Raw genomic sequence first — 24,295 nt, forward strand, 5'->3', positions numbered from 1 at the left:
ATAGAGAACTCAATTTATTTGATTTGGAAAATAGAGCTACCTCATTTTTTTATAGGCATATTGGCATGGACTTCTTTTCTCCAATTTATCAATATTTGATGTAGCTCTTTGGTTTTCTTTGGATTGTCTAATGACAAATCTCTTGCTTCTTGTATGTCCTCTGCTAAGTTAAAAAGTTCTAAGCGATTATTTTCATAGTTTTCTACCAATTTCCAATCTCCCATACGTACTGCCCCTGCTGGTCTTCCCATTTGATTGCTAAAATGAGGATAATGCCAAAAAATAGCTTCTCTTTGTATGTCTAAGTTAGGATTTTTTAATACAGGCGCAAAACTTTTGGCATCAGGGCTGACTTGGTGTTTTTCTCCTAATAATTCTAAAAAAGTAGGTAGGTAGTCTGTATTGGTAAAATACTGATTACAAATTTGTTGCGGGGCGATTTGTCCTTGCCAAAAAAAGATAGTAGGTACTCTAATCCCTCCTTCGTACAGATGTCCTTTCCATTTCCTAAATGGGTGCGAATCCGTAGGGATAGGCCCCAGTTCAGGAAGTCCTACGCCTCCGTTATCCGAAGTGAAAACGATAAGCGTATTTTCCAAGAGGTTTTGTTTTTTCAGCTGTGCTATTATTTTCCCCACGCCATCGTCCATGCTTTCTATCATAGCGGCATAATTGGGATTGTATTTGCCGCTGTATTTTTCATATTTGAAAAAGTATTTTCTTAGTTTGTCGCCTCTTGGAACGAGCAGTACGTGGGGAGCAGAGTAAGACAAAAACAGGAAAAAAGGCTTATTTTTCTCTTGTTTTTGGATAAAATCTATGCTATAATCAGTGAGTTTATCAGTGAGGTATGTTGAGCCATCGTCTTTAAACTCATTTTTATAGCTATCTTCGTAAATTGAGTAATTGTAATAGTCCAATCCATTTCTGCCTATCATGCGGGTATAGTCAAAACCCTGCCCCCAAGGGGCAAGAGAATCTCCACCGCCCAAATGCCACTTACCTATCATAGCTGTCTGATAGCCTAAGTTTTTCAATCTCTCTGCTAAAGTAATTTCTGAAGAAGGGAGAAACTTTTGCCATTGGGCAGGCAAAATAGGCGAAAGTGAATCGGTACGCTCACCCACCAGAAAGTTGGTGAGTTGCAAGCGAGCAGGGTGCTTGCCTGTGAGGATGGCGGCGCGTGAAGGCGAGCAGACAGGGCTTGAGGCATAGGCTTGCGTAAACCTCATGCCTCCTTTGGCGAGGGAATCAATGTGAGGAGTTTCGTTATAAGGATTGCCGTAACAGCCCAAATCCATGTAGCCCAAATCGTCTGCCATAATGAAAACGATATTGGGTTTGGACTTTTGATTTTGGCTTTGGGCTTGCAAATGAATGGTAAAGCATAGCAGAAGGAAACAGTATAAGTTTTTCATTGCCATAGATTTAGTTATGTCTTTCAGTTTCTTTCATGGATTGTGCCTATTCTTTTTTTCAAAAAGCCTCCCTCGCGCTTAGCAAAATGGGCTTGGATTTCTGCTAAAATTGCTAAGGCTATCTCTTCTGGGGTTTCTGCCCCAATATCCAGACCAATAGGATTGTGAACTTTGCTTATCTGTTCCTCAGTCATGTTCCCTATCTCCGCCAACATTTTGTCAAATCGCTTGCGAGGTCCTAACATTCCGATATAAGATATAGGTTGGTGGATAAGTTGTTTTAAGATAGCTAAGTCAAATTTATAGCTATGAGAAATGAGTATAGCCGCCGTTAATTCTCCAAAACTAAGCTTTTGTCCAACTTCTTCTCTTGGAATCTCAAGCATTTGGTTGGCATTGGGGAAGCGTTCGGGCTGTAAATTGGCAGTTCGGTCATCTACTAAAGTTACGTACCAGCCTACTTCGTGGGCTAATTTGACCAAAGGAATAGAATCGTAACCAGGTCCGAATATTATCAAATGGATAGCAGGTTTTAGTACTTCTAAGAATACTTCCACACTTTTCTTGTCAGAGAGGGAAAAACTCATGCTTTGAGATTTGCCTTCTGACATAACTTGTGGAGCGACTCGCAAAATTTTATCTGCAAGTTCTTTATTGCGAATAAAATTAAGGGTTTGCTTATCTGCTCGTTGGAATAGCCTTTCGCCGATTTCTACCTCAGCAGTTTCCGAAGCATATACGGTAGCGATGAGTTCGGTTTCCTGCTCTGTGCGAGGTTTTCCCAAAAAAGATTTTAAGATATGAATGTGGTGCAAGTTATCTTCTTGATTGACAGGTTCTATAAGTACATCTATGATGCCATTACACCCCAAACCTACCCCTAAACTGGTGGCGGATTGGTCGTCTGTGGTATCATAACGCACCAGCTTGGGTTTTCCCTCAGCAATAATTTTCCTTGCTTGCCTCAGCGCATCGCCTTCTAAGCACCCTCCACTAATTGCCCCTGTCCACTGTCCGTCATCTGTCATTATCATACGCGCTCCTGCTCGCCTATAAGAAGAACCTTGTACACTAACTACTGTTGCTAATGCTGCTTTTCGTTCGCTAAAATTAATTTGGTCGTAAGTTGCTACTATTTTTTCTAACTCTTTCATAAGTAAGGGTTAAGGTATTGTAATGATAAATAATCAGGTGTATAATATAACTTTTCAAATGCAAATGTAGGTAGGTTGCTTAATCCCTAAGTAGATATGCTTGTAGGCAAAAATAGAGAAATTTCATCACATAAACATATTACATCATTTTTAAATTCCAAATTATATGATTAAAAAAAGGAAATTTTTACTTCTTTTAAAGTAAAATTAAGGAGATTTAGAGGAAAAAGAAAGCCAAACAATTATTCATCTTATCTTTAGACAACATTAAATTTATGAAAATGAGAAACTTATTATTAAAAAATTTAACTTTAGCGATTTACGCTATCGTTTTCACAACTTTATTCTCTGCTTGTAGTGGCTCATCTACTCAGCAAGCAGAACAGAAGCAAGATAGCCTAAGTACTACACAAACGAGTATGAAAGATTACATCAAAGAGGAAACTAAGGAGGAGAGAGAAGCCCGCATGCAGTGGTGGAAAGATGCCCGTTTTGGAATGTTTATCCACTGGGGCTTGTATGCCATTCCCGCAGGCGAGCATAAAGGCAAGGTATTAGAAAAAGGGAAAATCGGGGAGTGGATTATGAACTCCTTGCAAATTCCTGTGGCAGAGTACGAAGAATACGCCAAACAGTTTAACCCTACAAAATACGATGCTAAGGAGTGGGTACGCATCGCCAAAGAAGCAGGCATGAAGTACATTGTCATTACTTCTAAGCACCATGACGGATTTTCGCTGTGGGATTCTCAAGTGAGCAATTATGACGTTATGGACGCTTCGCCTTATAAGAAAGATATTTTGCAAGCCTTAGCTGACGAGTGCAAAGCACAAGGAGTTACTCTGTGTTTTTATCACTCTATCATGGACTGGCACCACCCTGACGCACAAGCCCCTCACTATCCAGAGTATAACACAGATAAAAAGCAAAATCCTAATTTTAACAGGTATGTAGAACAGTACATGAAACCTCAGTTGAAAGAGTTAGTAGAAAAATACGACCCCGCAGTGCTTTGGTTTGATGGGGAATGGATACCAGAGTGGACTGAGCCACAAGGCAAGGAGTTATACAATTTTGTAAGGAACTTAAAGCCTACTATCATCATCAACAACAGAGTAGGCAAGGGCAGAAAAGGTATGCAAGGAATGAATGAATACGAAGATGCCGCAGGAGATTTTGGTACTCCTGAGCAGGAAATCCTTTCTGGGAAATCCAATGGATTGCCTTGGGAATCTTGTATGACAATGAACGATACTTGGGGATACAGAAAAGATGATAATAACTGGAAATCTGCTGAGATGTTGGTGCATAACTTGGCTGATATTGCTGCCAAAGGAGGAAATTACTTGCTCAATGTGGGTCCAACAGCAGAAGGAGAGATTCCAAAGCCAAGTGTAGAACGCCTTGCTGAGATGGGTAAGTGGTTGCAAGTCAATGGAGAAGCGATTTATGCTACGAAAAGTTTGAATAATTTTAAAGAAGGAGAAACTATCCGATATACCCAAAGTGCAGACGGGCAGTATGTTTATGCTATTTCTTTGAAATGGGTAGGCAACCAACTCAACCTTAAAAATATCACGCCCAAAGAAGGCTCAGAAATAAAGATGTTAGGAGTGGACACACCTTTGAAATGGACGTATGATGCTACAAAAGGCTTGACCATAGAAATTCCTAAAGATTTGCAAGCCGAAGCCAAAAGACCTTGCAAGTATGCCTATACTTTTAAAATAGAAGGAACTGAAAAGCAGTAGAGCTAACTTGAAAATACTCAGCCTTCATCAAAGTGATAACATGACGAAGGCTGAGTAATAATCAATTAGCACTTGTATTTTTACTCATACCTTTTCAGTTTTTTCTCTTTTCCCTCTCCTACGCCTTCCATGACCATAGGTGCACCACTCATGATTTCCTCATTGGCATACTCTCTAAATTCCTCAAAATTATGCAAGAACAAATCTGCCAAATGATTTGCCTGCTCGTCATACTCGTCTTTGTTTGCCCATGTATCTCTGGGGTTCAAGATTTCGTTGGGAACATGAGGACAGGACTGAGGGACAAGCACGCCAAAGAAAGGATGAGGCTCGTAGGGTACATTTTCCAATTCTCCATTCAAAGCAGCAGTAATCATGGCTCTAGTAAAAGATAACTTCATACGCTTACCTGTACCATACTTTCCGCCAGTCCACCCCGTATTAATGAGCCAAACATTAGTCTGATGCTCTTTTATCTTTTTACCTAACATCTCTGCGTATGTTGTAGGGTGCAAGGGCATAAAGGGGGCACCAAAACACGCAGAAAAAGTAGGTACAGGCTCTTTAATGCCTACTTCCGTGCCTCCTACTTTGGCAGTATAGCCCGAGATAAAATGAAACATCGCTTGCCCTACGGTGAGTTTAGAAATGGGTGGTAAAATCCCAAAGGAGTCGCAAGTCAAAAAGAAAATATTTTTAGGAATCCCCCCTACCGAAGGCTGAGCAATTTTTTGAATATGGTAAAGCGGATATGAAACACGCGTATTGTCTGTTACTGAATTGTCAGCATAATTGACGGTGCGCGTGCCAGCAAAATACCTTGTATTTTCTACGATAGCCCCAAAGCGAATCGCATGATAAATGTCAGGCTCGTTTTCCTTGCTTAGATTGATAGCTTTGGCATAGCAACCTCCTTCAAAGTTGAAAACACTGTGGTCTGTCCAACCATGTTCATCATCACCAATGAGATAGCGATTGGGGTCTGCCGAAAGTGTAGTCTTTCCTGTGCCAGACAAGCCAAAAAACACCGCAGTATCTCCTTTTTCTCCAATATTGGCACTACAGTGCATAGTGAATACGTTGCGTTCTGTCGGCAATAAAAAGTTTAAGATGCTAAAAATACTTTTCTTAGTTTCGCCTGTGTAGCTTGTGCCACCAATGATGACTAATTTTTTAGTAAAATTGATGATGACGAAATTAGGGTTTTTGGTTCCATCTTGTTGAGGATTAGCTTGAAATTCTGGTAAAGAAAAAACTGTGAAATCTATTGACATATTTCCTGTTTCCTCTTTGGTAGGTCTAAGGAACATATTGTAAGCAAAAAGGTTGTGAAAAGCCTGCGTGCCTATTACTCTGATATTCATTCTATAAGCATCATCAGCCCCTACATAAGCCTCTCTAACGTAAAGATTTTTTCCTTGGGCAAAGGCAATCATTTTATCTAATAATCGGTCAAACTTTTCACTGGAGAAAGATTGGTTGATATTTCCCCACCAGACCTTATTTTTGGAGATTTCGTCCTCGACGATGTATCGGTCTTTGGGAGCGCGCCCCGTAAACTTGCCTGTATCACAAGCCAATGCCCCTGTATCTGTCAGCGTACCCTCTCCATTTTTAAGGGCATGCTCAACTAACTCAGCAGGGGACAGGTTGTAAAAGATTTGTCCTGCTTTGATTGAATCAAGAATATTATTCATTTCAGTTGTTATTGGTTAAGGTTAAAAAAGTCAAACATTTGACAATCAAGTGTTTTGGCATCAAACATTTGTGATTTTTTCTAAGTGCAAAATTAGGTAAATTTGAGAAAACAATCTTTATTTTACATTTGATTTAATTTGAGAGCAAAGTTTTGTTCTAATCAAACAAAGCCTGCGCCGCTCCTAAAGATGTGCCTTGTGCAAAAGAAACAGTTTGAATGTTTAATGCCGGGAAAAAATAAGCTAAGAATGTAAGGAAGATAGGATTTTTTGCAAAGCCACCATCTATGAATAGGTTTTTGTATGTTATACTACTATCCATGATTAGTTTGATTTTTTGTACTTGTTTTTGTACTAAGTCGAGCATAAAAGTAGCATAAGCCTGTTCATAATCAGCATAAGCACTTAGGCTATCTTCGTGAAAAATACGAGTTTGCCTTAACTTTTCATCAATATTAAAATTAGGAATGGCAGATATATTTTTGAAATAATCATTGGACTTATGGAAAAACTCAGCTAATTTTTCTGTAACCTGCTCATGTAAATTCCCAATAAAAAGGCGAGAGGCTTTGACGGACTGTCCCTCAAAAGTAAGGTATTTCAGGCAGTCTTGTAAAAGTTCACTTTCTGAAAGCGGCTCAGTAGAAAAAGGATTTAGTGCAATACCCCAGGTCCCTGTAGAAAGCAAAATAAAAGGCTCAGAAGTAAGTTTTTTGTAAGGAATCAATGCGGCAGAGCTATCATGCAGACCTACCCCACAAGGAATTTGGTGTTCACGAAACAAGGTTGTACCATTGACGTAAGAGGTAGCAATTGGGGGGAAAAGTTGGTGTAATTCTTCTTGATAGACCCAAGCATGATAGTCTTTTTTTACAAAATCCCACAACATAGTATGGCAGCCAATAGAAGTAAACTCTGTACTTAGCCTTCCTGAAAACAGATAGGAGCAGTACTGTGGAAAATGCAGAGAAGTACGTACTTGTTTGAATAGGTCAGGTTTATGATATTTTAGCCAGTACAGTTGCAAGCCAGAGTTTAACATTGCCAAAGGAGGCGAAGCAGTTTGTACAGCTAAGGTAATTTTATCTCCATATTTTTGATAAAAGCTGTCAAGCAACTCCTCAGGAAAGGGTTTTAAATAGTTATACAAAGGAGTAAGAGCTTTCCCATTTTTATCTAAGTGGACAAAGCTCGCTCCATAGGTAGTAAAGTTGATTTGTTTAACAAAAAACTGCTTGTCGGCTACGACTTTTGCCCAAGTAGCATATATCCATTGAGTAAGCAAAGATAAGTCATCACAAGGGAAGCCGTCCTCATCTGTCATTTCAGGGATTTTACCCTGCTCCTCTCTTACTATTTGCAAGTTTTCATCATAGAGCAAAAACTTTTTATTGGTTTTCCCTATGTCAAAAATAGCAGTAACCGTTTGCATTATTCTAATGAAAAACTATAAGTGATGTGAGCTGTTTTTTCCAAAGTTTTGGCTACCGAGCAGTATTTTTCCAAAGAAAGTTCTATGGCTTTTTGCACTTTTTCCTTGTCCAAACTTCCTTTTAGGTCAAAATGAATATGAATATCAGTAAAAAGTGAAGGCTCTTTCCCTTTTTCTCTTTCTCCTTCCACTGTCACCCGATAGTCTTTAATTTCCTGTCTTTGTTTTTTTAGAATATTAATAACATCTATACTACTACAGCCCGCCAAGGCCGCCAAAAGCATTTGCATAGGGCGGAAAGCTAAATTACTACCTCCGATTTCTGTAGAACCGTCCATGTAGAGTTTGTTTCCTTGCTCATTAGTAGCTTCTAAGTGGTAGGCATCATTGATGCGACTTACTTCTATTTTCATGCTCCTCCGTGTTGTTTTCTGATGTATAAAAATAGTTTTTCACAAAGTTGGTGAATTTCATTTGCCATGTGCTCGTCGCCCGTGGCGGTATGTATGGTATCAGCCATGCCTGCCATAGTATCCACTACAAAATATTTCATTTCATCAGCCAGCATATCTTTTGCCCAGAGGTCTATGCGCATGGTTTCTCTCTGCTCGCCATCCCAGAGGCTCAGGTTGATGGCTTTTGCCTCTTTGGCTCCACTTGTAGGGGCATCGCTTGCTTCCCAAAATATTTTATCAGGTAGGTTCTCCTCGTCAAGTTCTATGTGCAATCTTATTTGTGCTTGTTTCATGTCTTACAACTCAGTGAGTATCAAAAGGTATTTTTATTTTGCCGCTAAATTAGTGTAAATTAGTTCAAAATAAAAAACTTTGTCAGGGGAATGTATGTATCTTTGGGAGGAAAGTTTTAGGAAAGTATCACAATGTCATGCTATTGAGAGATGTAAGTATAATTTGATTCATCAAGATTTTTTGCAGTCCATCTGCTAAGACCTTGCCCAACCAGCCAAAACTACAATCGTTAGGCTCAGCATAGCTATCAAACCTAAGGCAACTCGCAAGGTGATTAGCTCAGCTAAAAAACCAATGATAGGAGGTCCCACCAAAAAACCTGTCGCTCCTACGGTAGTAACTGCCGCTAAGGCAACTCCCGCAGGCATAGTTTTAGACCTTCCTGCCAGACTATATACCAAAGGAACGCCTGTAGAAAGTCCCAGACCTACCAAAGTAAAACCCACAATAATAAAAAAAGGGTAGGGGAGGAGCAGGGCAATCATCATTCCTACAAAGGCTAAAATACCATTGATTTTCAATAGTTTGATAGTACCAAAGCGAGCTGTGAGCCAATCCCCACCAAATCTTCCTGTCGCCATAGCTAAGGAAAAAGCAGTATAGCCTGCTGTACTTAGCCCAGAGGGATTAGTTAAAAATTCTTTCAAATATACTGCACTCCAATCTGCCATTGCTCCTTCGCCTATCATTACACAAAAAGCTATGATACCCAAACCCAGCAGGGTAGCATCAGGCTTCACAAAAAGCGGATGCCCCTCTTGGGTAGCTATGTCTTTCTTGAGTAAGTTTTTATCAAAATATATTGCTAAGACAGCAAAAAAAACACTCACTCCTGCGAAGTGATGCAGTAAACTTACCTGAAACTGCTCCATGATACCTCCAATACCTGCCCCAAACATTCCTCCTAAGCTAAATAAGGCATGGAAAGAGGACATAATAGGTTTACGATATGCCAACTCCAAAGCAACTGCTTGGGTATTCATGCTGATATTGAGCAAATCAGAAGCAAAACCAAAAAAGAATAAAATTATCCCTAAAATCAAAGGCGTAGGAGCAAGGGGAATAAGGGAGAGAATAAAGCAAAGTAGCAAGACCGAAAAAATCACTAAGAAGCGGCTTTTAAAACGAGTAGTGAGCCAACCTGCTATGGGCAAAGTTACCAAAGAACCCAAAGGAAGAGCCAGTAATACACCACCTAATTCGGCATGGTTAATCTGCAAAGTAGCCTGAATCAAGGGAATACGCGAAGCCCAGCTTGCAAAGATGATTCCATTGATAAAAAACATTGCCGATACAGCAATACGGTTGGCTTGGTAAGTCATGTTTTAGTTTTATGTATTGATTTAGAGGTTTTTATACTCTGGCAATATGGGGCGTTTGCTTACTCCCTCGCGGATAATCTGCAATACTCTTTCTCTCTCTGCTCCCTCTAAGGTCAATCTTGGACTTCTTACGTACTCCGTACCTAAACCTGTAACTGACTCTGCTAACTTGATGTATTGGACTAACTTAGGGTGAATATCCAACTCTAATAGAGGCAAAAACCAACGATAAATGTGCAAAGCTTCTTGGATTCTGCCTGCTTTTGCCAATTTGTAAATTGCTACGGTTTCTTTGGGGAAGGCACACACCAGACCTGCTACCCAGCCGTCAGCTCCCATCAGCAAACTTTCCAATGCCAAAGTATCCACTCCACATAAAATTTGAAAGCGATTTCCAAAGCGATTAATCATGCGTGTAACATTAGAAACATCTCTGGTGGATTCCTTTACTGCTTGGATATTTTGGCAGTCCGCCAACTCCTCAAACATATCTAAGGTTACTTCGATTTTATAATCTACCGGGTTGTTGTAAATCATCATAGGTAAGTCGGTTTGTTGGGCTACTGCCTTAAAGTAAGCGACAGTTTCCCTATGGTCTGATTTGTAACGCATAGGTGGTAAAATCATCAAACCATCTGCACCTAATTTTTGTGCGTTTTGTGCTACCTCGATGGCTACTTTCGTAGAACCCTCAGCAATGTTGAGAATGACAGGGACTCTACCATTAATTTTTTCTATGGCAAACTGTACTAAGGTTTGTTTTTCCTCAGCAGAGAGCGTACTTGCCTCGCCCAAAGTGCCTCCAAGGATAATCCCATCTACACCAGCCTCTAATTGGGCTTGTAGGTTTTTCTCAAAAGCAGGCAAGTCCAACTGCTCGCCTGCGGTAAACTTAGTGGTTAGTGCGGGAAATACCCCTTTCCATTCAAATTTCATATCTTTTTTGGTTTTTGTGGTTTGTTTTTTTATTACGGTTTTTTGTGAGTTAATTCATAGAATACACATTTAATTTGCAAAAAACTTAATCTATAAAATCCATGTTCCAAATTAGCTAAACAGAAATAACTATTATTTTTCTAATTTACAGAAAAGCGATGCAAAGTACTTGTTTGGTACGTTTCATTAGGTTTTAATACTGTACTTGGAAAGTTTTTTTTGTTTGGAGAGTCAGGATAGTGCTGTGTTTCCAAGCAGAACCCATAACGCTGTTTATATACTACTCCTCTTTTTCCTGTGATGCTACCATTCAAAAAATTTCCTGTGTAAAACTGTACAGCAGGTTCGGTAGTAAAAATTTCTAATATTCTCCCCGAATTAGGTTCTACTACTTTCCCTACCAAGTTCAATCCGTCTTTTTCGGTGGGAGGATTGAGTACCCAAGAGTGGTCATACCCTATCCCAAACTTAATCTGCTCGTCTTTAGTATCATTAATTCTTGCCCCTATGGGAGTACTTTGCGTAAAGTCAAAGACTGTTCCTTTGACGGGTCTTATCTCTCCAGTGGGAATCATAGTTTTGTCCACTGGCAGAAAAGCAGAAGCATTAAGCATCAATTCATGTCCTAAAATATCTCCTTCGGTATGCCCAAGAAGATTAAAATAAGTATGATTGGTCAAATTGACAACAGTGGTTTTATCAGTAGTGGCTTGGTAGTCTATCCTCAACGCATTGTCTTTTTGCAAGCGATAGGTTACTTCTACTTGTAAGTTTCCGGGGTAACCCTCTTCGCCGTCTTTGCTCAAGTAAGTAAGTTTGAGCGCAGGCTCCTCGCCATCTATGGGAGTTGCTTCCCAAAGTACTTTATCAAAACCTTGTAGCCCGCCGTGTAAATGATTTTCACCATTATTGACCGCTAAGGTATAGGTCTGCCCTTCTAAGGTAAACTTCCCTTTGGCAATGCGGTTGCCATAACGACCTATGATACAACCAAAATATGGAGAAGCCGTCAAATAACCACTTAGAGAATCATGCCCTAAAACTACGTCCTCATATTTTCCATTTTTGTCAGGAGCAGTCCAGTGAGTAATCGTGCCTCCATAGTTAGTAATTTTTACTTCCATGCCTTCTGCATTGCGAAGGGTGTAAAGCATAGCCATTCTGCCGTCGGGCATTTTGCCGAATTCTTGTTGGGTGATGTTTGTTTGTTCTGTTAGTTTCACTGTATTGTCTGAGTTTTCTGTTTGAGTTTGTTCTTGGTTTTGACATGCGCTTGTTACTGTGCTAAAAATCAAAGCATAACAAGCCAAATTCAAGTACTTTTTGATGAAGTTTGCCATAGGAGTTTAATAAAAATTTTAAAGTTAAGAGAAAAAAATATAGGCGTAAAAATGTTCTTAAAAACTTTACCCTTCCATCGCTTGATTAAGAAAGTCTATCAATGGTTTCATTGCGTTAAACCGCTCTATGACCAACTTACTAAAATTGTCTGACAGTACTTCCTGCTCGGTGAAGGAGCTACTTGCGATAAAGCTTTTCAACTGAATCAAAGAAAGATACGGGTGGTCTTTAGCATATCCTTTAGGAACAGTTTTAAGTCTATCCCCTTCTAACTCACCAAAGTATTTTTTAAAATCTGTATTTTCTATGATATGCAAAAATTCATCTATGTTGTAGTCTATTTCTTGGCGAATTTTCTTCAGCAAATCTCCTTGTGGCATCCACTTTCCCCCACCCACAAAATAGTTTGCATCTGGCTCTATATGAATATAATAGCCAGCTAATTCAGAATTTTTCCCTCCTTTGCAAAAGTAAGCACTCCAATGGGTTTTATAGGGAGATTTGTCTTTGGAAAAGCGAACATCCCTATGAATACGAAACATGGTTTCCTCGGCTCTCATTGTTCCAAACTGTTCCTCCAAAGGAGTAAGCTGTTTCAAAAGTTCATGAACGAAGGATTTAAAGTTGTCTTTAGCATTTTCATACGCTATCTTATGCTCCATGAACCATTCTCGAGAGTTATTTTCTTTGAGATTTTTTAAAAAGTCTAATGTTGAGGAGAGTATTTTCATTAAATCATGGTATTTGATTAGATTCAAGGCAAATTTAGCCCAATTTTTAATTATTTTAGTGAATATCTTTGATAACTAACTGAAAATTTTTTCTTCCTCTGTACTCATTTTCTCCAATAGAATAACATATATCAAAAGTCTTATCGGCAGAGAGGTGTGCTTGGAAGTGAGCCAAGCCAAAACCAATAGCTTCCATAGGGGAAGAGTCATTTTGCTTGATAAAGAATTTGATATGGCTATCTTTCATAATACTGATGCTGCCGTGTAGTTTGACATTTTTAGACACAAAAACAGGTTGCATATTTTGAGGACCGAAGGGCGCCATTTGTTTAAGAACACTGACAAAATTAGCATTAATTTGATTTAGTTCCAATACACAATCTATTTCTTGGCTGGGCGTAAGATGTTCTTCTCCAATACTTTGTGCGACTACATACTCAAATTTTGTTTTAAAAGCAGTAAGATTTTCCAACTCTATAGATAAACCTGCGGCATGAGCATGTCCCCCGTATTGGTAGAGCAGGTCAGCACATTCTTCTAAGGCATGATGTATGTCAAAGCCATTGACAGAACGCGCCGAGCCTGTGGCTTTTCCGTCGGATTCAGTAAGAATAATTGTAGGTCGGTAAAATTTTTCTATACAACGCGCCGCTACTATGCCCACTACTCCTTTGTGCCAGTCAGGTTTGAAAAGTACCGTAGTGCGGCTATTGGGGTTAAATTCTTGCTCAATAAGTTGGATAGCCTCTTGGGTAATAGAAGCGTCGAAGTTTCGTCTTGTTTCATTTGAGCTATTGGCAGTTTGAGCTAATTTTTGTGCTTCCTGTTCGTTATCAGCCAATAAAAGTCGTATGGATTCGCCTGCGTGGGTAATACGTCCTCCTGCGTTCAGGCGAGGGGCAATGCCAAATACAATCGCAGAAACATCTATGGGCTTTCGCAAACCTGCTATGTCTATCAGGGCTTTTAGACCAAAGCGAGGCTGATAGTTAAGCAACTGCAAGCCAAAGTGGGTAAAAATCCTATTTTCATCTATGATAGGAACGATGTCTGCCGCAATGCTTACAGCTAACAAATCTAAAAAAGGATACAGCCTATCAAAAGAGATATTGTTATTCTGACAGAAGGCTTGTAAAAGTTTGAAACCTACTCCGCACCCTGATAATTCTTTGAATGGATAAGCACAATCTGACCTTTTGGGGTCTAATACTGCAAAGGCGGGAGGTAATTGAGGAGCAGGGAGGTGGTGGTCGCATACGATAAAGTCTATCCCTACGCTTTGAGCATACGCAATGGCTTCGTGGGATTTGATTCCGCAGTCCAAAGAGATAACCAAAGAAATCCCCTGTTTTTTTGCCCAGTCCATGCTTTTGATAGAGATGCCGTAGCCTTCGGTATAGCGGTCTGGGGTATAATAAAGCAATTGAGTGTGAAATTGACGCAGAAAACCATAAACTAAGGCTACAGCTGTAGTTCCGTCCACATCATAATCTCCATAAATCAGTATTTTCTCACGATTGCGCATAGCCTCTTCCAATCTCCAAACGGCTTTGTCCATGTCTTGCATGAGAAATGGATAGTGGAGGTCTGCAAGTGAAGGACGGAAAAATTTTTTAGCACTATCAAAGTCATATACTCCTCTCTGTTTGAGTATTATTGCTACAGGGAGGCTTACATTGATTGCGTTTGCTAATTGGTTTATTTGCTCTTGGTCTGGAACTTGCTTATATACCCATTTCTTTGCCATAATGTACAAATCTAATAAATAATTTGTTATTGTATGGCAAAAGTTTGATGAAAGTTGGTAAGTATATTTATTTTGGGCAATAGGTGAAAATAAGTACAAAAGTAGCCATTATTTACTCCTCGTAAGACCAATCCACCTTAGTTTTCATGTCTTTGACCACTACCCCCAAAGATTTAAAATGAGAACGTAGTTTATCTACTTGCTCAAAATTTTTATTGTGCTTTGCTTCTTTATAGATTTCTAAAAAGACATTCATAACATCAGCTAAGTTGGTTTCGTTTTCCTCTCTCAGCCCAAAAATCTCCTCTACAAAGGAAATGTAAGTCTTTCTCATCAAGTCAAAAGTAGCTTGGTCAATGCTTTGTATAGGTGTAACTCCATTATGAATGGCATTAATTTTCTTCAGTAATTTGAGCAAAGCCGCTAAGGATACTGCTGTATTAAAGTCATCGTTCATTCCATCGTACATTTCTTGAACAATTTTTTCTATTTCTTCTTTCTGCTTTGTCTCTTTGGGAATATCTACGTGCTCAGAATAAGTCAATTCTTTGATGGTTCTTAGCCCGTTCATTACCCTTTTGTAGCTTTTCTGTGCGGCTTTCAAAGCATCATTAGAAATATCCATAGTACTCCTGTAATGCGTTTGCAACATAGCAAAACGCAGAGTCATAGGACTATAAGCCTGCTCAAGCAAATCATGCTTGCCTGTAAACAGTTCTTGTGGCAAGATAGAGTTGCCCAAAGATTTACTCATTTTTGTTCCATTCACCGTTAGCATATTAGCGTGTAGCCAATATTTGACAGGCTCTACGCCGTAAGTGCCTTTGGATTGGGCAATCTCACATTCATGGTGAGGGAATTTCAAGTCCATGCCGCCTCCATGAATATCAAACTGTGAGCCTAAATATTTGTTACTCATCACAGAACATTCCAAATGCCAACCGGGAAAACCCTCGCCCCAAGGCGAATCCCAACGCATGATATGCTCTTTGGAGGCTTTTTTCCATAGTGCAAAATCTTCTGGACTGTGTTTTTCCCCTTGTCCGTCCAAATCTCTCGAGCCTGAAATCAATTCTTCTATTACTCTGCCCGAAAGTTTGCCGTACTCAGCCGCATAAGTTTCATTATACTTGCTTACATCAAAATAGATAGACCCTCCTGCCTCATAAGCGAAACCTTTTTCTAACAGTTTCTTTGTCATAGCGATTTGCTCTACGATGTGTCCTGTTGCTGAGGGTTCTATGCTGGGGGGCAGATTATTCATCACTTGCATTACATAGCGAAAGTCGAGCGTATATTTTTGCACTATTTCCATTGGCTCGAGGTTCTCCAACTTTGCTTTTTTGGCTATCTTATCTTCTCCCTCATCGGCATCATTTTCCAAATGTCCCACATCGGTAATATTGCGTACATAGCGAACTTGATAGCCTAAATGCTTCAAATACCTAAAAATAATATCAAAAGAAGTAAAAGTACGGCAATTCCCCAGATGCACATAGTTATAAACTGTAGGTCCGCAGACATACATACCCACATAAGGAGGGTGCAGAGGAGTGAAAATTTCTTTTTGTCGGGATAAAGTGTTAAAGACTTTGAGCTGTTGCATAGTGATTCTATGATTTGGATTTTAAATTTTACTTTTGAAAAACGTTGGACAATGTAAATAGTTTTAAAGATTAGTAACAACAGCAAGTTTTAGCATACTTATTCATGACTAATTTGTTGGGTTAAGGTGAAAAAGAATACAAATATATTAAATTCTTAGAAAGGGAAAGCCCAAACACAATAAAAGGCAAATTTTTTTAAAAATTCAAATACCCTTTTGCACTCTTTGATTTTTTGTTTTAATTTTACTCATCTCGATTCATCTAATATTTTTAACCTAATCAAAACATCGCCATGAGAAACATTATCAGCATTTTATTTATCGCTTTTTGTTTTATGAGCTTTTCTTTTCCAGTAGAACAGGAACTTGCCAAAACTAAGCCTTTAAAACTGGTTTTCAAAAATATACCTAATACCTCAGCAAATATTCGCATAGGGGTATTCCGTCGCCAAGACAACTTCCCTGACATTGGCTCTGTATTTCGCTTTTATGATTTGAACCCTAATGGGCAAAGCGAAGCTACTCTGGAAATCAAAGACTTAGAGTACGGCGAATATGTCTTTGGTTGCTTTTTAGATGTAAACGGGAACGGCACTTTGGACATGAGTCCCGAGGGTTTTCCTTCCGAGCCTGTTACACTTTCCAATAATTTTGTCATTACAAGCTACGCTCCAAGTTTTGAGGATTGCAAAGTAACTTACTCTAAAAAATCCTTAGAGGTAGTTTTTGAGAAATACAGTACAGCAATGTAAAGGTGCGTAAAAAGAAGGTTAGTTTGTAAAACTTTGGGAAAGTTTGTCTTAAAGTTTTGCTAACTTTACCTACTAATCTGTTTTTTTGATATGAAAAAACTACCATTAGGAGTTCAAGATTTTAAAAAAATCATAGAGGGTAATTATTTGTATGTAGATAAGACTGCTTTTATCTACCAATTAATAAACTCAGCCAGCTACCTATTTATGTCGCGTCCTCGTAGATTTGGCAAGTCCTTGCTAATAAGTATTTTGCAAGAGTTATTTAGAGGACATAAGGCTCTGTTTGCTGGTTTGTGGATAGAAGACAAGTTGGCTTGGGAGGCGTATCCTACCATTGTCATTGACTTTAATACGATGAGTTATAAGGAAAAACCTTTGATAGATGAACTTAGTAAACAGCTATTACTGCAAGCCAAAGAATATGAAATAACTTTAAAGGAAGATAATTACAAGCACCAGTTTACTGAACTGATAAGGAGTTTGTCTAAGAAGTATAAGAAAAGAGTAGTGGTTTTAGTAGATGAGTACGACAAAGCCTTAACGGATATGTTGGAACTTCCAGACAGATTAGACGAAAATCGCCGCACTTTGAAAAATTTTTACAGCACCATCAAGTCAGAAGATCCTTATTTGCATTTTGTTTTACTAACAGGAGTTTCTAAGTTTGGAAAAATCTCTATTTTTTCAGATTTGAATAACTTGCTTGATTTGACCTTAGACCAATCTTTGACTTGTTTGTTTGGCTATACTCAGCAAGAATTAGAGCATTACTTCATGCCTCATCTGGAACAGGCAAGCAAAAGATTAGCAACTCCTTTACCTGACCTATTGGAAACCATCAAATACTGGTACAATGGCTACTCTTGGGACGGAAAAAATACGCTTTATAACCCCTTTTCTATCCTGAGTTTTTTTTATCATGCTCGCTTCAGCAACTATTGGTTTGACACAGGAACGCCTACTTTTTTGACCAAATTGTTGAAAGAAAGAAAAACACCCTCTTACCAATTGGACAACCTGTTGAGTGATGAAATGGGGGTGAGTTATGCAGACCCAGAACGCATAGATGCGATTTCTTTGCTCTTTCAAACAGGGTATTTGACTATCAAAGAAGCCGATTGGAGAGCCGCCCCTCCCGCTTTGACCCTTTCCTATCCAAACTTTGAAGTCAAAGAGTCTTTTTTGAAATACTTGTTGGCAGAATACACCAACTTCCGTCCCAATGAAATCAGTACGGATATTTTGGCAAGAATCAAAAAAGCAATTTTAGGGCAAGATTGGGAGGATTTTTTTGATGTTTTGCACGCTGTTTTTGCCTCAGTCCCTTACCAAATTTTCAAAACTGAGGAGGCTTATTTTCACTCTTTGACCCATGTAGTGTTGAAATTGACTGACATGGTGGTTTTTTCAGAAGTGGTTACGAATAGAGGGCGAATGGATATGGTGCTTTCTACCCCTACTCATATCTATATTTTTGAGTTTAAAACCAAAGGGACAGCAGGAGAGGCTTTGGCACAGATAATACAACAAGGGTATGCAGAAAGGTTTGCTACAGAAGGCAAAGAGATTGCTTTGGTAGGAGTGGTATTTGATAGTGAAAATAAGGGAGTGAAGGAGTGGGAGATAAAAATGGGTAAATAAATGTAGTTTTTGCCCAAATCAAAATGAGCATTAGATACGTTTAATGAGAAGTAAGATTTGATTTTAAGAAAATATCAATATGAATCATTATACCCAAACTTATATTAGTTCCTTGCTTGCACTCTTGATTTGTTTTTTCTGTACCCAAAGTGCTTTCTCTCAAGAAGATAGCCGCTTGCTTTCTGCTAAAACTTACTTTCAGCAAGGAAACTATGCCAACTGCCAAAAAGTACTTTTTCCTACTTTTTTAGACTTGCGTAAAACTAAGGGAGAAAATAGCCCGATTTTTCAGGAATCTTTAAGTTTATTGGCAGATTTGATAACTAAAATAGGTTATTACAGCTTGGCAGAACGTATTGCTTTCAAGGATTTATCCCTTTGTATGCGTTTGTATGGGAAAAAAGATGTGCGTACAGCAAAGGCAATCCTACGATTAGGTGATATTTCTCGCTTCAAGACTGATTATGAAAATGCAAAACTGCACTATGATGATGCCAATGAGATTTATGCAGAAATTCCTAATAATGAATTGCTTGTAGCAGAAATTCAAGTCCATGAAGGGCAACTTTTGAGAGAAAAAGGAGAATATACTGCCGCTGAGGCTCTTTTTCGCAAGGCAAATATAAGCTATCAAAAATCGGGACTGCTTCCCTCTGATTTTAGACAAATAGAGTTAAATGAAGGCTATGCCTCTTTGTATGTGGCACTTAGAAACTATGCCAAAGCTGTTCAACTCTTAGAAAGTAATATTTTTTTATTACAAAAATTTTATCACCCTTCCCACCCTAAAATTGTAGAAAGTCATCACCAGTTAGCTGAAATTTACCTGAAAGTAGGCTTAAAAGACAAGGGGCAGCTGCACTTGGACTCGGCTAAAAAACAGGCTTATCTTACCCCTGAACTCTACTTACTTAATCAAAAACAGAAAGCTGACTTGCTTAAACAGCAAAATAATTTTGCCCAAGCCGATACGATTTACCGCCAATTATTAGAAAATACTTCCGAATTGGTAGGTGAACATAGTCGTTTGAAAATGGACTTCATGGTAGAGGAGGCAAAAATGTATTACCAAATGGGAAACTATGAAGAAGCTATTGCCTTATTGGAAAGAATAGAAGACTTGCAAAAAGATTATCTCAACATTGCCCATCCTGACTATTTGCAAACTTTACAAGACCTGAGTTTAGTGCATTGGGCATCAGGGAACGATAAAAAAACTTTGCGTTACTTCTCCGCGAGTGCAGAAAGGCTCTTAGAACAGTTCCGAAAAGCAAGTTCTTTTATGAGCGAGCAGGAGAAAACGCTTTTTTACGAAGAATCAAGGCGTTTTTTTGACAGATTCAATGCTTTTATTGTTGCTAATCATCAAAAGCAGCCCAGCCTGAGCCGAGTCATGTACGACCACCAACTGCAAACTAAAGCCTTACTTTTTTCCTCTGCCTTAATTCTAAGGGACAAGGTAATGACTACCAAAGACTCTACGCTTATCAAATATTACTTCAAATGGCTTGCAGGTAAGGAACAGTTAGCGAAAATATACAAACTTACTGGCGAAGGTTTGGAAGTAACTCCTCATTTATTGGACTCTTTGGAAAATGCCTTGAACGATTGGGAAAAAAATATCCAGCTAAAAGTAGCCTTGAATGAAACCAAGTACGGCAGCTTGAAAGATAAAATCGCTTCAAGCACTTTAAAACAAAAGTTAAGCCCTACGGAGGCTGCGATAGAAATAGTCAGGGTGCAGGGTTTCTTACCTGACAAAGGAGGTAGAGAAACAGATACGGTCTATTATGCCGCATTGATTTTGACTGCCAAAACACCCAATCCCGAATTAGTGCTATTTGCTAATGGCAACCTAATGGAAAATCAATACATGAAGTATTACAAAAATACGCTTATTTTTCGCTTACAAGATACGCTTTCCTACCACCGCTATTGGCAAGCCATTGCAGAAAGCCCTGCTCTCAAAGGTATCAAAAAAATTTATCTTTCTGTAGATGGTGTATATAATAAAGTCAATATCAATACGTTATACAACCCCAAAACGCAAAAATACCTAATTGAAGAAATAGATATTCACTTGCTTACCAGTACGCGCGACCTTTTTTCTGCCAAAAATAATCCCAATAAACAAGAAATCCCTAACCGTGCCTTGCTCGTTGGCTACCCCGACTACCACAATGCCCATGCAAGCGAAAACAACGGCAACACTTCACCAACAAAAACTATCCGTCGTAGCAATATCGAGGAACTTCCCGGTACCAAAAAAGAAATCGAGGGCATTGGCAAAATCTTAGATACGAATGAAAAACAAACTGTTACACTTTTTTCCTCAGAGGCAACCGAGGAGAATCTAAAACAGAGAGCCTCAGCCCATAACCTATTGCACATCGCTACGCATGGATTTTTTTCTGCTGCCAAAGCCAATAAAAGTGAGGCAACTTTAGGTTTGCAAGACGAAAGGCATGAAAATCCCCTTCTACGTTGTGGTATTTTGCTTTCTGGGGCGGCAAATGCTTATTCCAAAGAAATATTACAAAATGAGCTTACTGCCTTGCTTAGCGGGCAAAAAGTAGAGGACGGTATCCTCACCGCCTATGAAACTATGAACTTAGATTTGAGTAAGATAGATTTGGTCGTACTTTCTGCTTGCGAAACAGGCTTAGGCGAGGTAAAAAACGGCGAAGGGGTATATGGCTTCCAACGAGCCTTGCAGACCGCAGGAGCAAAAGCCATCATCATGAGTCTTTGGAAAGTAAGTGATGAAACGACGATTGCTTTGATGGTGAGCTTTTATGAAAATTGGCTAAAATTGGGTAATAAACGTGCCGCTTTCTTAGCCGCCCAGAACCAACTCCGCAAGGATTTTCCTAATCCTTATTTTTGGGGCGCGTTCATTATGATTGGTGAGTAGGTCTTGGAGTCCGATTTTCCAAATCGGTACTCTGTACCCCCGATTTTCCCAAAGCGGGAAGGTAACTGATTTGGAAAATCAGTACTACGGAAATAAAATAAAAAACTCCAACGTTTACACCTGACAGATTTAGCAAACCTGTCAGGTGTAATGACAAAAATTTTCCCCCTCAAACATAGCAAAAAAACGCAAAAATCCTTTATTATGTAGGCTCTATTTTCCCAAATCGGGAAGGTAAGTGATTTGGAGAATCAGTAATACTAAATCTGTCAGGTTTTTCTCAGACCTGACAGATTTTTGGACAGTTTGCTTTTCTCATCTTACCCCCGCTCCCCCCACAAAACTATACTTCCCGCTTCCTACTTCAAAAACTGCTCTTCCATTTTCAAATTTCGCATTTTTAAATTGAGAAACTTTTACATTATTTTCTACTAAGTCATCAAGGGAAGTAGCGGGCAAAGAGATGACTGCGGTAGTGTTTGCAGGAATTTCTATGTTAAAAGTAGTTTTTCCGTTTTCTGTTTTCCATTCGGAAACTATTTTTCCGTAGTAGGTTTGCAGTTCCGATTTGGCGTGAGTGAGTTTAGTGGTCAAGTGCGGTTTGATGGTGATTTTTTTGTAGCCTACTCCGCTTTCTTCAGTGTCTATGCCTGTTACTACTCGGTAAATCCAGTCGCCGATAGCCCCATACGCATAGTGATTAAAAGAGTTCATGCTTGGAGTTTGGAAAGTACCGTCGGGCTTGATGCCGTCCCAGCGTTCCCAAATCGTAGTTGCCCCCATTTTGACAGGGTAGAGCCAAGAGGGATAAGTTTCTTGCAAAAGTAAGTCATAAGCAACATCTAAGTAGCCAAAGCGAGTCAATACATGACAGAGATAAGGCGTTCCTAAAAAACCCGTAGTGAGATGATTTCCATAGCTTTTTACATTCTCAGCCAAGCGTTCCGCTGCTTGTGGTCTGAGGTTTTCTGGCAACATATCGAAGTTCAGTGCCAGCACGTAAGCCGTTTGCGTACTTGACACCAAACGACCCGAAGGAGTCATGTATTCCTTCATAAAGGCATCTTTGATGTTTTTTAGTAGCGTGGCATACTTATTTGCGTCTTCGTTTTTCCCTAAAACTTTGGCAGTTTTGGCAAGTAAGTTAGTAGAGTTAGCAAAAAAGCACTGGGCTATCAGATACTTGTCGGTAACTGCGGCACGCCCATCATTGTCATCGTTAGGGCGATAAAAAAGCCAATCCCCAAAATGAAAGCCCTTGTTCCAGAGGTAGTTTGTGCTATTTTTTTCCATAAAACCTACCCAAGCTTTCATGCTTTCGTATTGGTTTTCCAGAATTTGCTTGTCGCCATACGCCAAATACATATCCCAAGGAATAATCGTAGCCGCATCAGCCCAACCTGCTGAGCCGCTTGCACCTTTTCCCAATACATTTGGCACTACGAAAGGTACTGCCCCGTTTGCCTCTGCTTGGTCTATGGCTACATCTTTGAGCCATTTAGCAAAAAAATTGTGTGATTGTCGGTTAAAAGTAGCGGTACGTGCAAAAGCCTGTGCATCTCCTGTCCAGCCCAAGCGTTCATCTCTTTGAGGGCAGTCAGTAGGCACGTCCAAGAAGTTTCCATTTTGTCCCCATTGGATATTGTGCTGTAACTGATTGATTAGCGGGTGAGAACTTGTAAACTCTCCTGTTTTTTTCATGTCAGAATACAAAGCCACTGCGGTAAACATCTCTGGTTTGATTTCCCCTGAGAAGTTTTCAATCTTGATATAGCGAAATCCTTGAAAAGTAAAATGAGGCTCAAAAAACTCTTCCCCTTCTCCTTTTAAAATATATTCATTTTTTTGCTTGGCGGGACGCAGGTTTTCTGTGTAAAAATTGCCGTCTTTGTCCAAGACCTCAGCATGGTAAAGCGTAATTTTATCTCCTGCTTTCCCACTGATTTTTACCTGCACCCAGCCCACTAAGTTTTGCCCAAAATCAATGACCTGCTCGCCTTTGGGAGTTTTAAAAATTTTGATAGGCTTAAAAGTTTCCTGTTTCTTGATTCCCTCATTATAAGTGGCTAAAAGTTCTCCTTTGTAATCTGCCAAACGCACTCCTGCCCATTGGCTGTCATTAAAATTAGGGGTATCCCAGCCTTTTGCTTCTTTGCGAGCATCTATGGTTTCTCCGTGATAAATCTCTGAGTACAAAATACTTCCTGTACTGGATTTCCAATTTTCATCAGAAATAATCGTTTCTTTGCTCCCATCAGTGTAAGTAATCTCTATTTGCAGAAGCAGTGCCAATTCTTTTCCGTAAAAATTTTTATTGTTTTGAAAACCAATGTAGCCTCTAAACCACCCACTTCCAAGAGCTGCCCCTATGGTATTATCGCCTTGTTGCAAAAGATTGGTAACATCATACACTTGATATTGCAAACGCTTTTGGTAGGCAGTCCAAAAAGGAGTAAGGTAATAATCTCCAATGCGTTTCCCGTTGAGGCGAGCCTCATAAAGTCCTTGCGCAGTAATAAAAGCCGTAGCAGAACGAACTTGTTTTTTCAAGTTAAAATTCCTGCGAAAATAAGGACTTGGACGGTTCAAAGTATCTTCGTCAAACCCTACTTTTATCCATTTTGCTTTCCAATCACTTGGAGTAAAAAAAGCTGTATGCCAAAAGGCAGGTGTACTCCACGCCGAAACATTCCCCAGATTGTCCCAAACTCGCACCTGCCAATAGTATCGCTGATTGGATTCCAAAGGTGTACCCTTGTATTCTACTAAAACGGATTGGTCAGACGCAACCTTTCCCGTAGTCCAAACTGCTGTTTTCATGCTCATATCTTTGCTTGCCCTGATTTCGTAGGCAGTTTGCATCACGTTTCTATTTGGTGAAATCAAAGCCCAAGTAAATCGAGGTGTTTTTACATCTAAACCAATTGGGTTGCTTAGGTTTTCGCAAAGCAAGTTTGTTACCGAAATGCTTTTGCTTTGAGCGTAAGTTTTTGTGGGCGAGAGTACCAACAAAAGTAGAAAAAAAAACAGTAATGTTACCCTCAGCAAGGGCACCAACCAAAGCGAAGGTAAGTAAAGTTGTGGTTTCATTTTCATATTGT

Annotated in this window: 18 protein-coding genes; 4 read left to right on the top strand and 14 right to left on the bottom strand. The window is 39.4% G+C overall.

Annotation, left to right across the window (positions count from 1 at the left end; all coding sequences use genetic code 11):
• Nucleotides 1-41: 41 nt before the first annotated feature.
• Both BM141_RS09125 and BM141_RS09130 read right to left on the bottom strand, forming a co-directional pair.
• Nucleotides 42-1,418 (bottom strand): sulfatase, encoded by a 1,377-nt coding sequence (locus tag BM141_RS09125; protein WP_245764030.1) that lies wholly within the window; start codon nucleotides 1,416-1,418, stop codon nucleotides 42-44.
• Nucleotides 1,419-1,441: 23 nt separating this feature from the next.
• Complete coding sequence (locus BM141_RS09130) at nucleotides 1,442-2,572, bottom strand: XdhC family protein (protein WP_091544280.1); 1,131 nt, start codon at nucleotides 2,570-2,572, stop codon at nucleotides 1,442-1,444.
• A gap of 281 nt (nucleotides 2,573-2,853) precedes the next feature.
• On the opposite strand from BM141_RS09130, the gene BM141_RS09135 reads away from it, so the two are divergent.
• Nucleotides 2,854-4,323, top strand: a complete 1,470-nt coding sequence (locus BM141_RS09135) for an alpha-L-fucosidase (protein WP_245764031.1) — start codon at nucleotides 2,854-2,856, stop codon at nucleotides 4,321-4,323.
• Nucleotides 4,324-4,403: 80 nt separating this feature from the next.
• Here the strand turns inward: BM141_RS09135 and pckA are convergent, their stop codons facing one another.
• From pckA to cysS, 10 genes are all read right to left on the bottom strand, one after another.
• The gene (pckA, locus tag BM141_RS09140) at nucleotides 4,404-6,020 is read right to left on the bottom strand and encodes a phosphoenolpyruvate carboxykinase (ATP) (protein WP_091544287.1); all 1,617 of its coding nucleotides are present in this window, start codon (nucleotides 6,018-6,020) and stop codon (nucleotides 4,404-4,406) included.
• A gap of 157 nt (nucleotides 6,021-6,177) precedes the next feature.
• Entirely contained in the window at nucleotides 6,178-7,452 is a 1,275-nt protein-coding gene (locus BM141_RS09145) for an FGGY-family carbohydrate kinase (protein WP_091544290.1), read from the bottom strand.
• Nucleotides 7,452-7,865 (bottom strand): OsmC family protein, encoded by a 414-nt coding sequence (locus BM141_RS09150; protein WP_091544294.1) that lies wholly within the window; start codon nucleotides 7,863-7,865, stop codon nucleotides 7,452-7,454. Before BM141_RS09150 ends, BM141_RS09145 begins: the two co-directional genes overlap by 1 nt.
• Nucleotides 7,862-8,200, bottom strand: coding sequence for a gliding motility protein GldC (gene gldC, locus BM141_RS09155; protein WP_091544298.1), 339 nt, complete (start codon nucleotides 8,198-8,200; stop codon nucleotides 7,862-7,864). The genes BM141_RS09150 and gldC overlap by 4 nt, the downstream gene beginning before the upstream one ends.
• A 195-nt stretch (nucleotides 8,201-8,395) precedes the next feature.
• The gene (locus tag BM141_RS09160; protein ID WP_091544299.1) at nucleotides 8,396-9,523 is read right to left on the bottom strand and encodes an MFS transporter; all 1,128 of its coding nucleotides are present in this window, start codon (nucleotides 9,521-9,523) and stop codon (nucleotides 8,396-8,398) included.
• Nucleotides 9,524-9,544: 21 nt separating this feature from the next.
• Nucleotides 9,545-10,459, bottom strand: coding sequence for a dihydrodipicolinate synthase family protein (locus BM141_RS09165; protein WP_091544302.1), 915 nt, complete (start codon nucleotides 10,457-10,459; stop codon nucleotides 9,545-9,547).
• A gap of 140 nt (nucleotides 10,460-10,599) precedes the next feature.
• On the bottom strand, nucleotides 10,600-11,799 hold the full coding sequence (locus BM141_RS09170; protein WP_091544304.1) for an aldose epimerase family protein: 1,200 nt from the start codon (nucleotides 11,797-11,799) through the stop codon (nucleotides 10,600-10,602).
• A gap of 66 nt (nucleotides 11,800-11,865) precedes the next feature.
• Nucleotides 11,866-12,531 (bottom strand): DUF2461 domain-containing protein, encoded by a 666-nt coding sequence (locus BM141_RS09175; RefSeq protein WP_091544307.1) that lies wholly within the window; start codon nucleotides 12,529-12,531, stop codon nucleotides 11,866-11,868.
• Between the two features lie 55 nt (nucleotides 12,532-12,586).
• Nucleotides 12,587-14,278 (bottom strand): single-stranded-DNA-specific exonuclease RecJ, encoded by a 1,692-nt coding sequence (gene recJ, locus BM141_RS09180; RefSeq protein ID WP_177217317.1) that lies wholly within the window; start codon nucleotides 14,276-14,278, stop codon nucleotides 12,587-12,589.
• Nucleotides 14,279-14,390: 112 nt separating this feature from the next.
• Entirely contained in the window at nucleotides 14,391-15,884 is a 1,494-nt protein-coding gene (gene cysS, locus BM141_RS09185) for a cysteine--tRNA ligase (protein WP_091544310.1), read from the bottom strand.
• Nucleotides 15,885-16,177: 293 nt separating this feature from the next.
• On the opposite strand from cysS, the gene BM141_RS09190 reads away from it, so the two are divergent.
• The 3 genes from BM141_RS09190 to BM141_RS09200 all read left to right on the top strand — a co-directional run bounded on the left by BM141_RS09190 (nucleotide 16,178) and on the right by BM141_RS09200 (nucleotide 21,194).
• Nucleotides 16,178-16,636: a DUF2141 domain-containing protein gene (locus BM141_RS09190; protein WP_091544313.1), complete on the top strand. Its 459-nt coding sequence runs from the start codon at nucleotides 16,178-16,180 to the stop codon at nucleotides 16,634-16,636.
• A 90-nt stretch (nucleotides 16,637-16,726) separates the two neighbouring features.
• Nucleotides 16,727-18,280, top strand: a complete 1,554-nt coding sequence (locus tag BM141_RS09195) for an ATP-binding protein (RefSeq protein WP_091544316.1) — start codon at nucleotides 16,727-16,729, stop codon at nucleotides 18,278-18,280.
• A gap of 79 nt (nucleotides 18,281-18,359) precedes the next feature.
• The gene (locus BM141_RS09200; RefSeq protein ID WP_091544319.1) at nucleotides 18,360-21,194 is read left to right on the top strand and encodes a CHAT domain-containing protein; all 2,835 of its coding nucleotides are present in this window, start codon (nucleotides 18,360-18,362) and stop codon (nucleotides 21,192-21,194) included.
• On the opposite strand, the gene BM141_RS22885 is transcribed toward BM141_RS09200, so the two are convergent.
• Nucleotides 21,178-21,351, bottom strand: a complete 174-nt coding sequence (locus tag BM141_RS22885; protein WP_177217318.1) for a hypothetical protein — start codon at nucleotides 21,349-21,351, stop codon at nucleotides 21,178-21,180. The two genes, BM141_RS09200 and BM141_RS22885, sit on opposite strands and share 17 nt — an antisense overlap.
• 158 nt (nucleotides 21,352-21,509) lie before the next feature.
• Complete coding sequence (locus BM141_RS09205; protein WP_245764032.1) at nucleotides 21,510-24,290, bottom strand: alpha-L-rhamnosidase; 2,781 nt, start codon at nucleotides 24,288-24,290, stop codon at nucleotides 21,510-21,512.
• Between the last annotated feature and the right edge of the window lie 5 nt (nucleotides 24,291-24,295).

The sequence above is a fragment of the Thermoflexibacter ruber genome (genome assembly GCF_900113045.1).
GTDB classification, from domain to species: Bacteria; Bacteroidota; Bacteroidia; order Cytophagales; family Thermoflexibacteraceae; genus Thermoflexibacter; species Thermoflexibacter ruber.

What these genes read in the sequence shown, in the direction of transcription:
- BM141_RS09125 (WP_245764030.1), bottom strand. Translation starts at nt 1,418, where the DNA reads ATGAAAAACTTATACTGTTTCCTTCTGCTATGCTTTACCATTCATTTG.
- BM141_RS09130 (WP_091544280.1), bottom strand. Translation starts at nt 2,572, where the DNA reads ATGAAAGAGTTAGAAAAAATAGTAGCAACTTACGACCAAATTAATTTT.
- BM141_RS09135 (WP_245764031.1), top strand. Translation starts at nt 2,854, where the DNA reads ATGAGAAACTTATTATTAAAAAATTTAACTTTAGCGATTTACGCTATC.
- pckA (WP_091544287.1), bottom strand. Translation starts at nt 6,020, where the DNA reads ATGAATAATATTCTTGATTCAATCAAAGCAGGACAAATCTTTTACAAC.
- BM141_RS09145 (WP_091544290.1), bottom strand. Translation starts at nt 7,452, where the DNA reads ATGCAAACGGTTACTGCTATTTTTGACATAGGGAAAACCAATAAAAAG.
- BM141_RS09150 (WP_091544294.1), bottom strand. Translation starts at nt 7,865, where the DNA reads ATGAAAATAGAAGTAAGTCGCATCAATGATGCCTACCACTTAGAAGCT.
- gldC (WP_091544298.1), bottom strand. Translation starts at nt 8,200, where the DNA reads ATGAAACAAGCACAAATAAGATTGCACATAGAACTTGACGAGGAGAAC.
- BM141_RS09160 (WP_091544299.1), bottom strand. Translation starts at nt 9,523, where the DNA reads ATGACTTACCAAGCCAACCGTATTGCTGTATCGGCAATGTTTTTTATC.
- BM141_RS09165 (WP_091544302.1), bottom strand. Translation starts at nt 10,459, where the DNA reads ATGAAATTTGAATGGAAAGGGGTATTTCCCGCACTAACCACTAAGTTT.
- BM141_RS09170 (WP_091544304.1), bottom strand. Translation starts at nt 11,799, where the DNA reads ATGGCAAACTTCATCAAAAAGTACTTGAATTTGGCTTGTTATGCTTTG.
- BM141_RS09175 (WP_091544307.1), bottom strand. Translation starts at nt 12,531, where the DNA reads ATGAAAATACTCTCCTCAACATTAGACTTTTTAAAAAATCTCAAAGAA.
- recJ (WP_177217317.1), bottom strand. Translation starts at nt 14,278, where the DNA reads ATGGCAAAGAAATGGGTATATAAGCAAGTTCCAGACCAAGAGCAAATA.
- cysS (WP_091544310.1), bottom strand. Translation starts at nt 15,884, where the DNA reads ATGCAACAGCTCAAAGTCTTTAACACTTTATCCCGACAAAAAGAAATT.
- BM141_RS09190 (WP_091544313.1), top strand. Translation starts at nt 16,178, where the DNA reads ATGAGAAACATTATCAGCATTTTATTTATCGCTTTTTGTTTTATGAGC.
- BM141_RS09195 (WP_091544316.1), top strand. Translation starts at nt 16,727, where the DNA reads ATGAAAAAACTACCATTAGGAGTTCAAGATTTTAAAAAAATCATAGAG.
- BM141_RS09200 (WP_091544319.1), top strand. Translation starts at nt 18,360, where the DNA reads ATGAATCATTATACCCAAACTTATATTAGTTCCTTGCTTGCACTCTTG.
- BM141_RS09205 (WP_245764032.1), bottom strand. Translation starts at nt 24,290, where the DNA reads ATGAAAATGAAACCACAACTTTACTTACCTTCGCTTTGGTTGGTGCCC.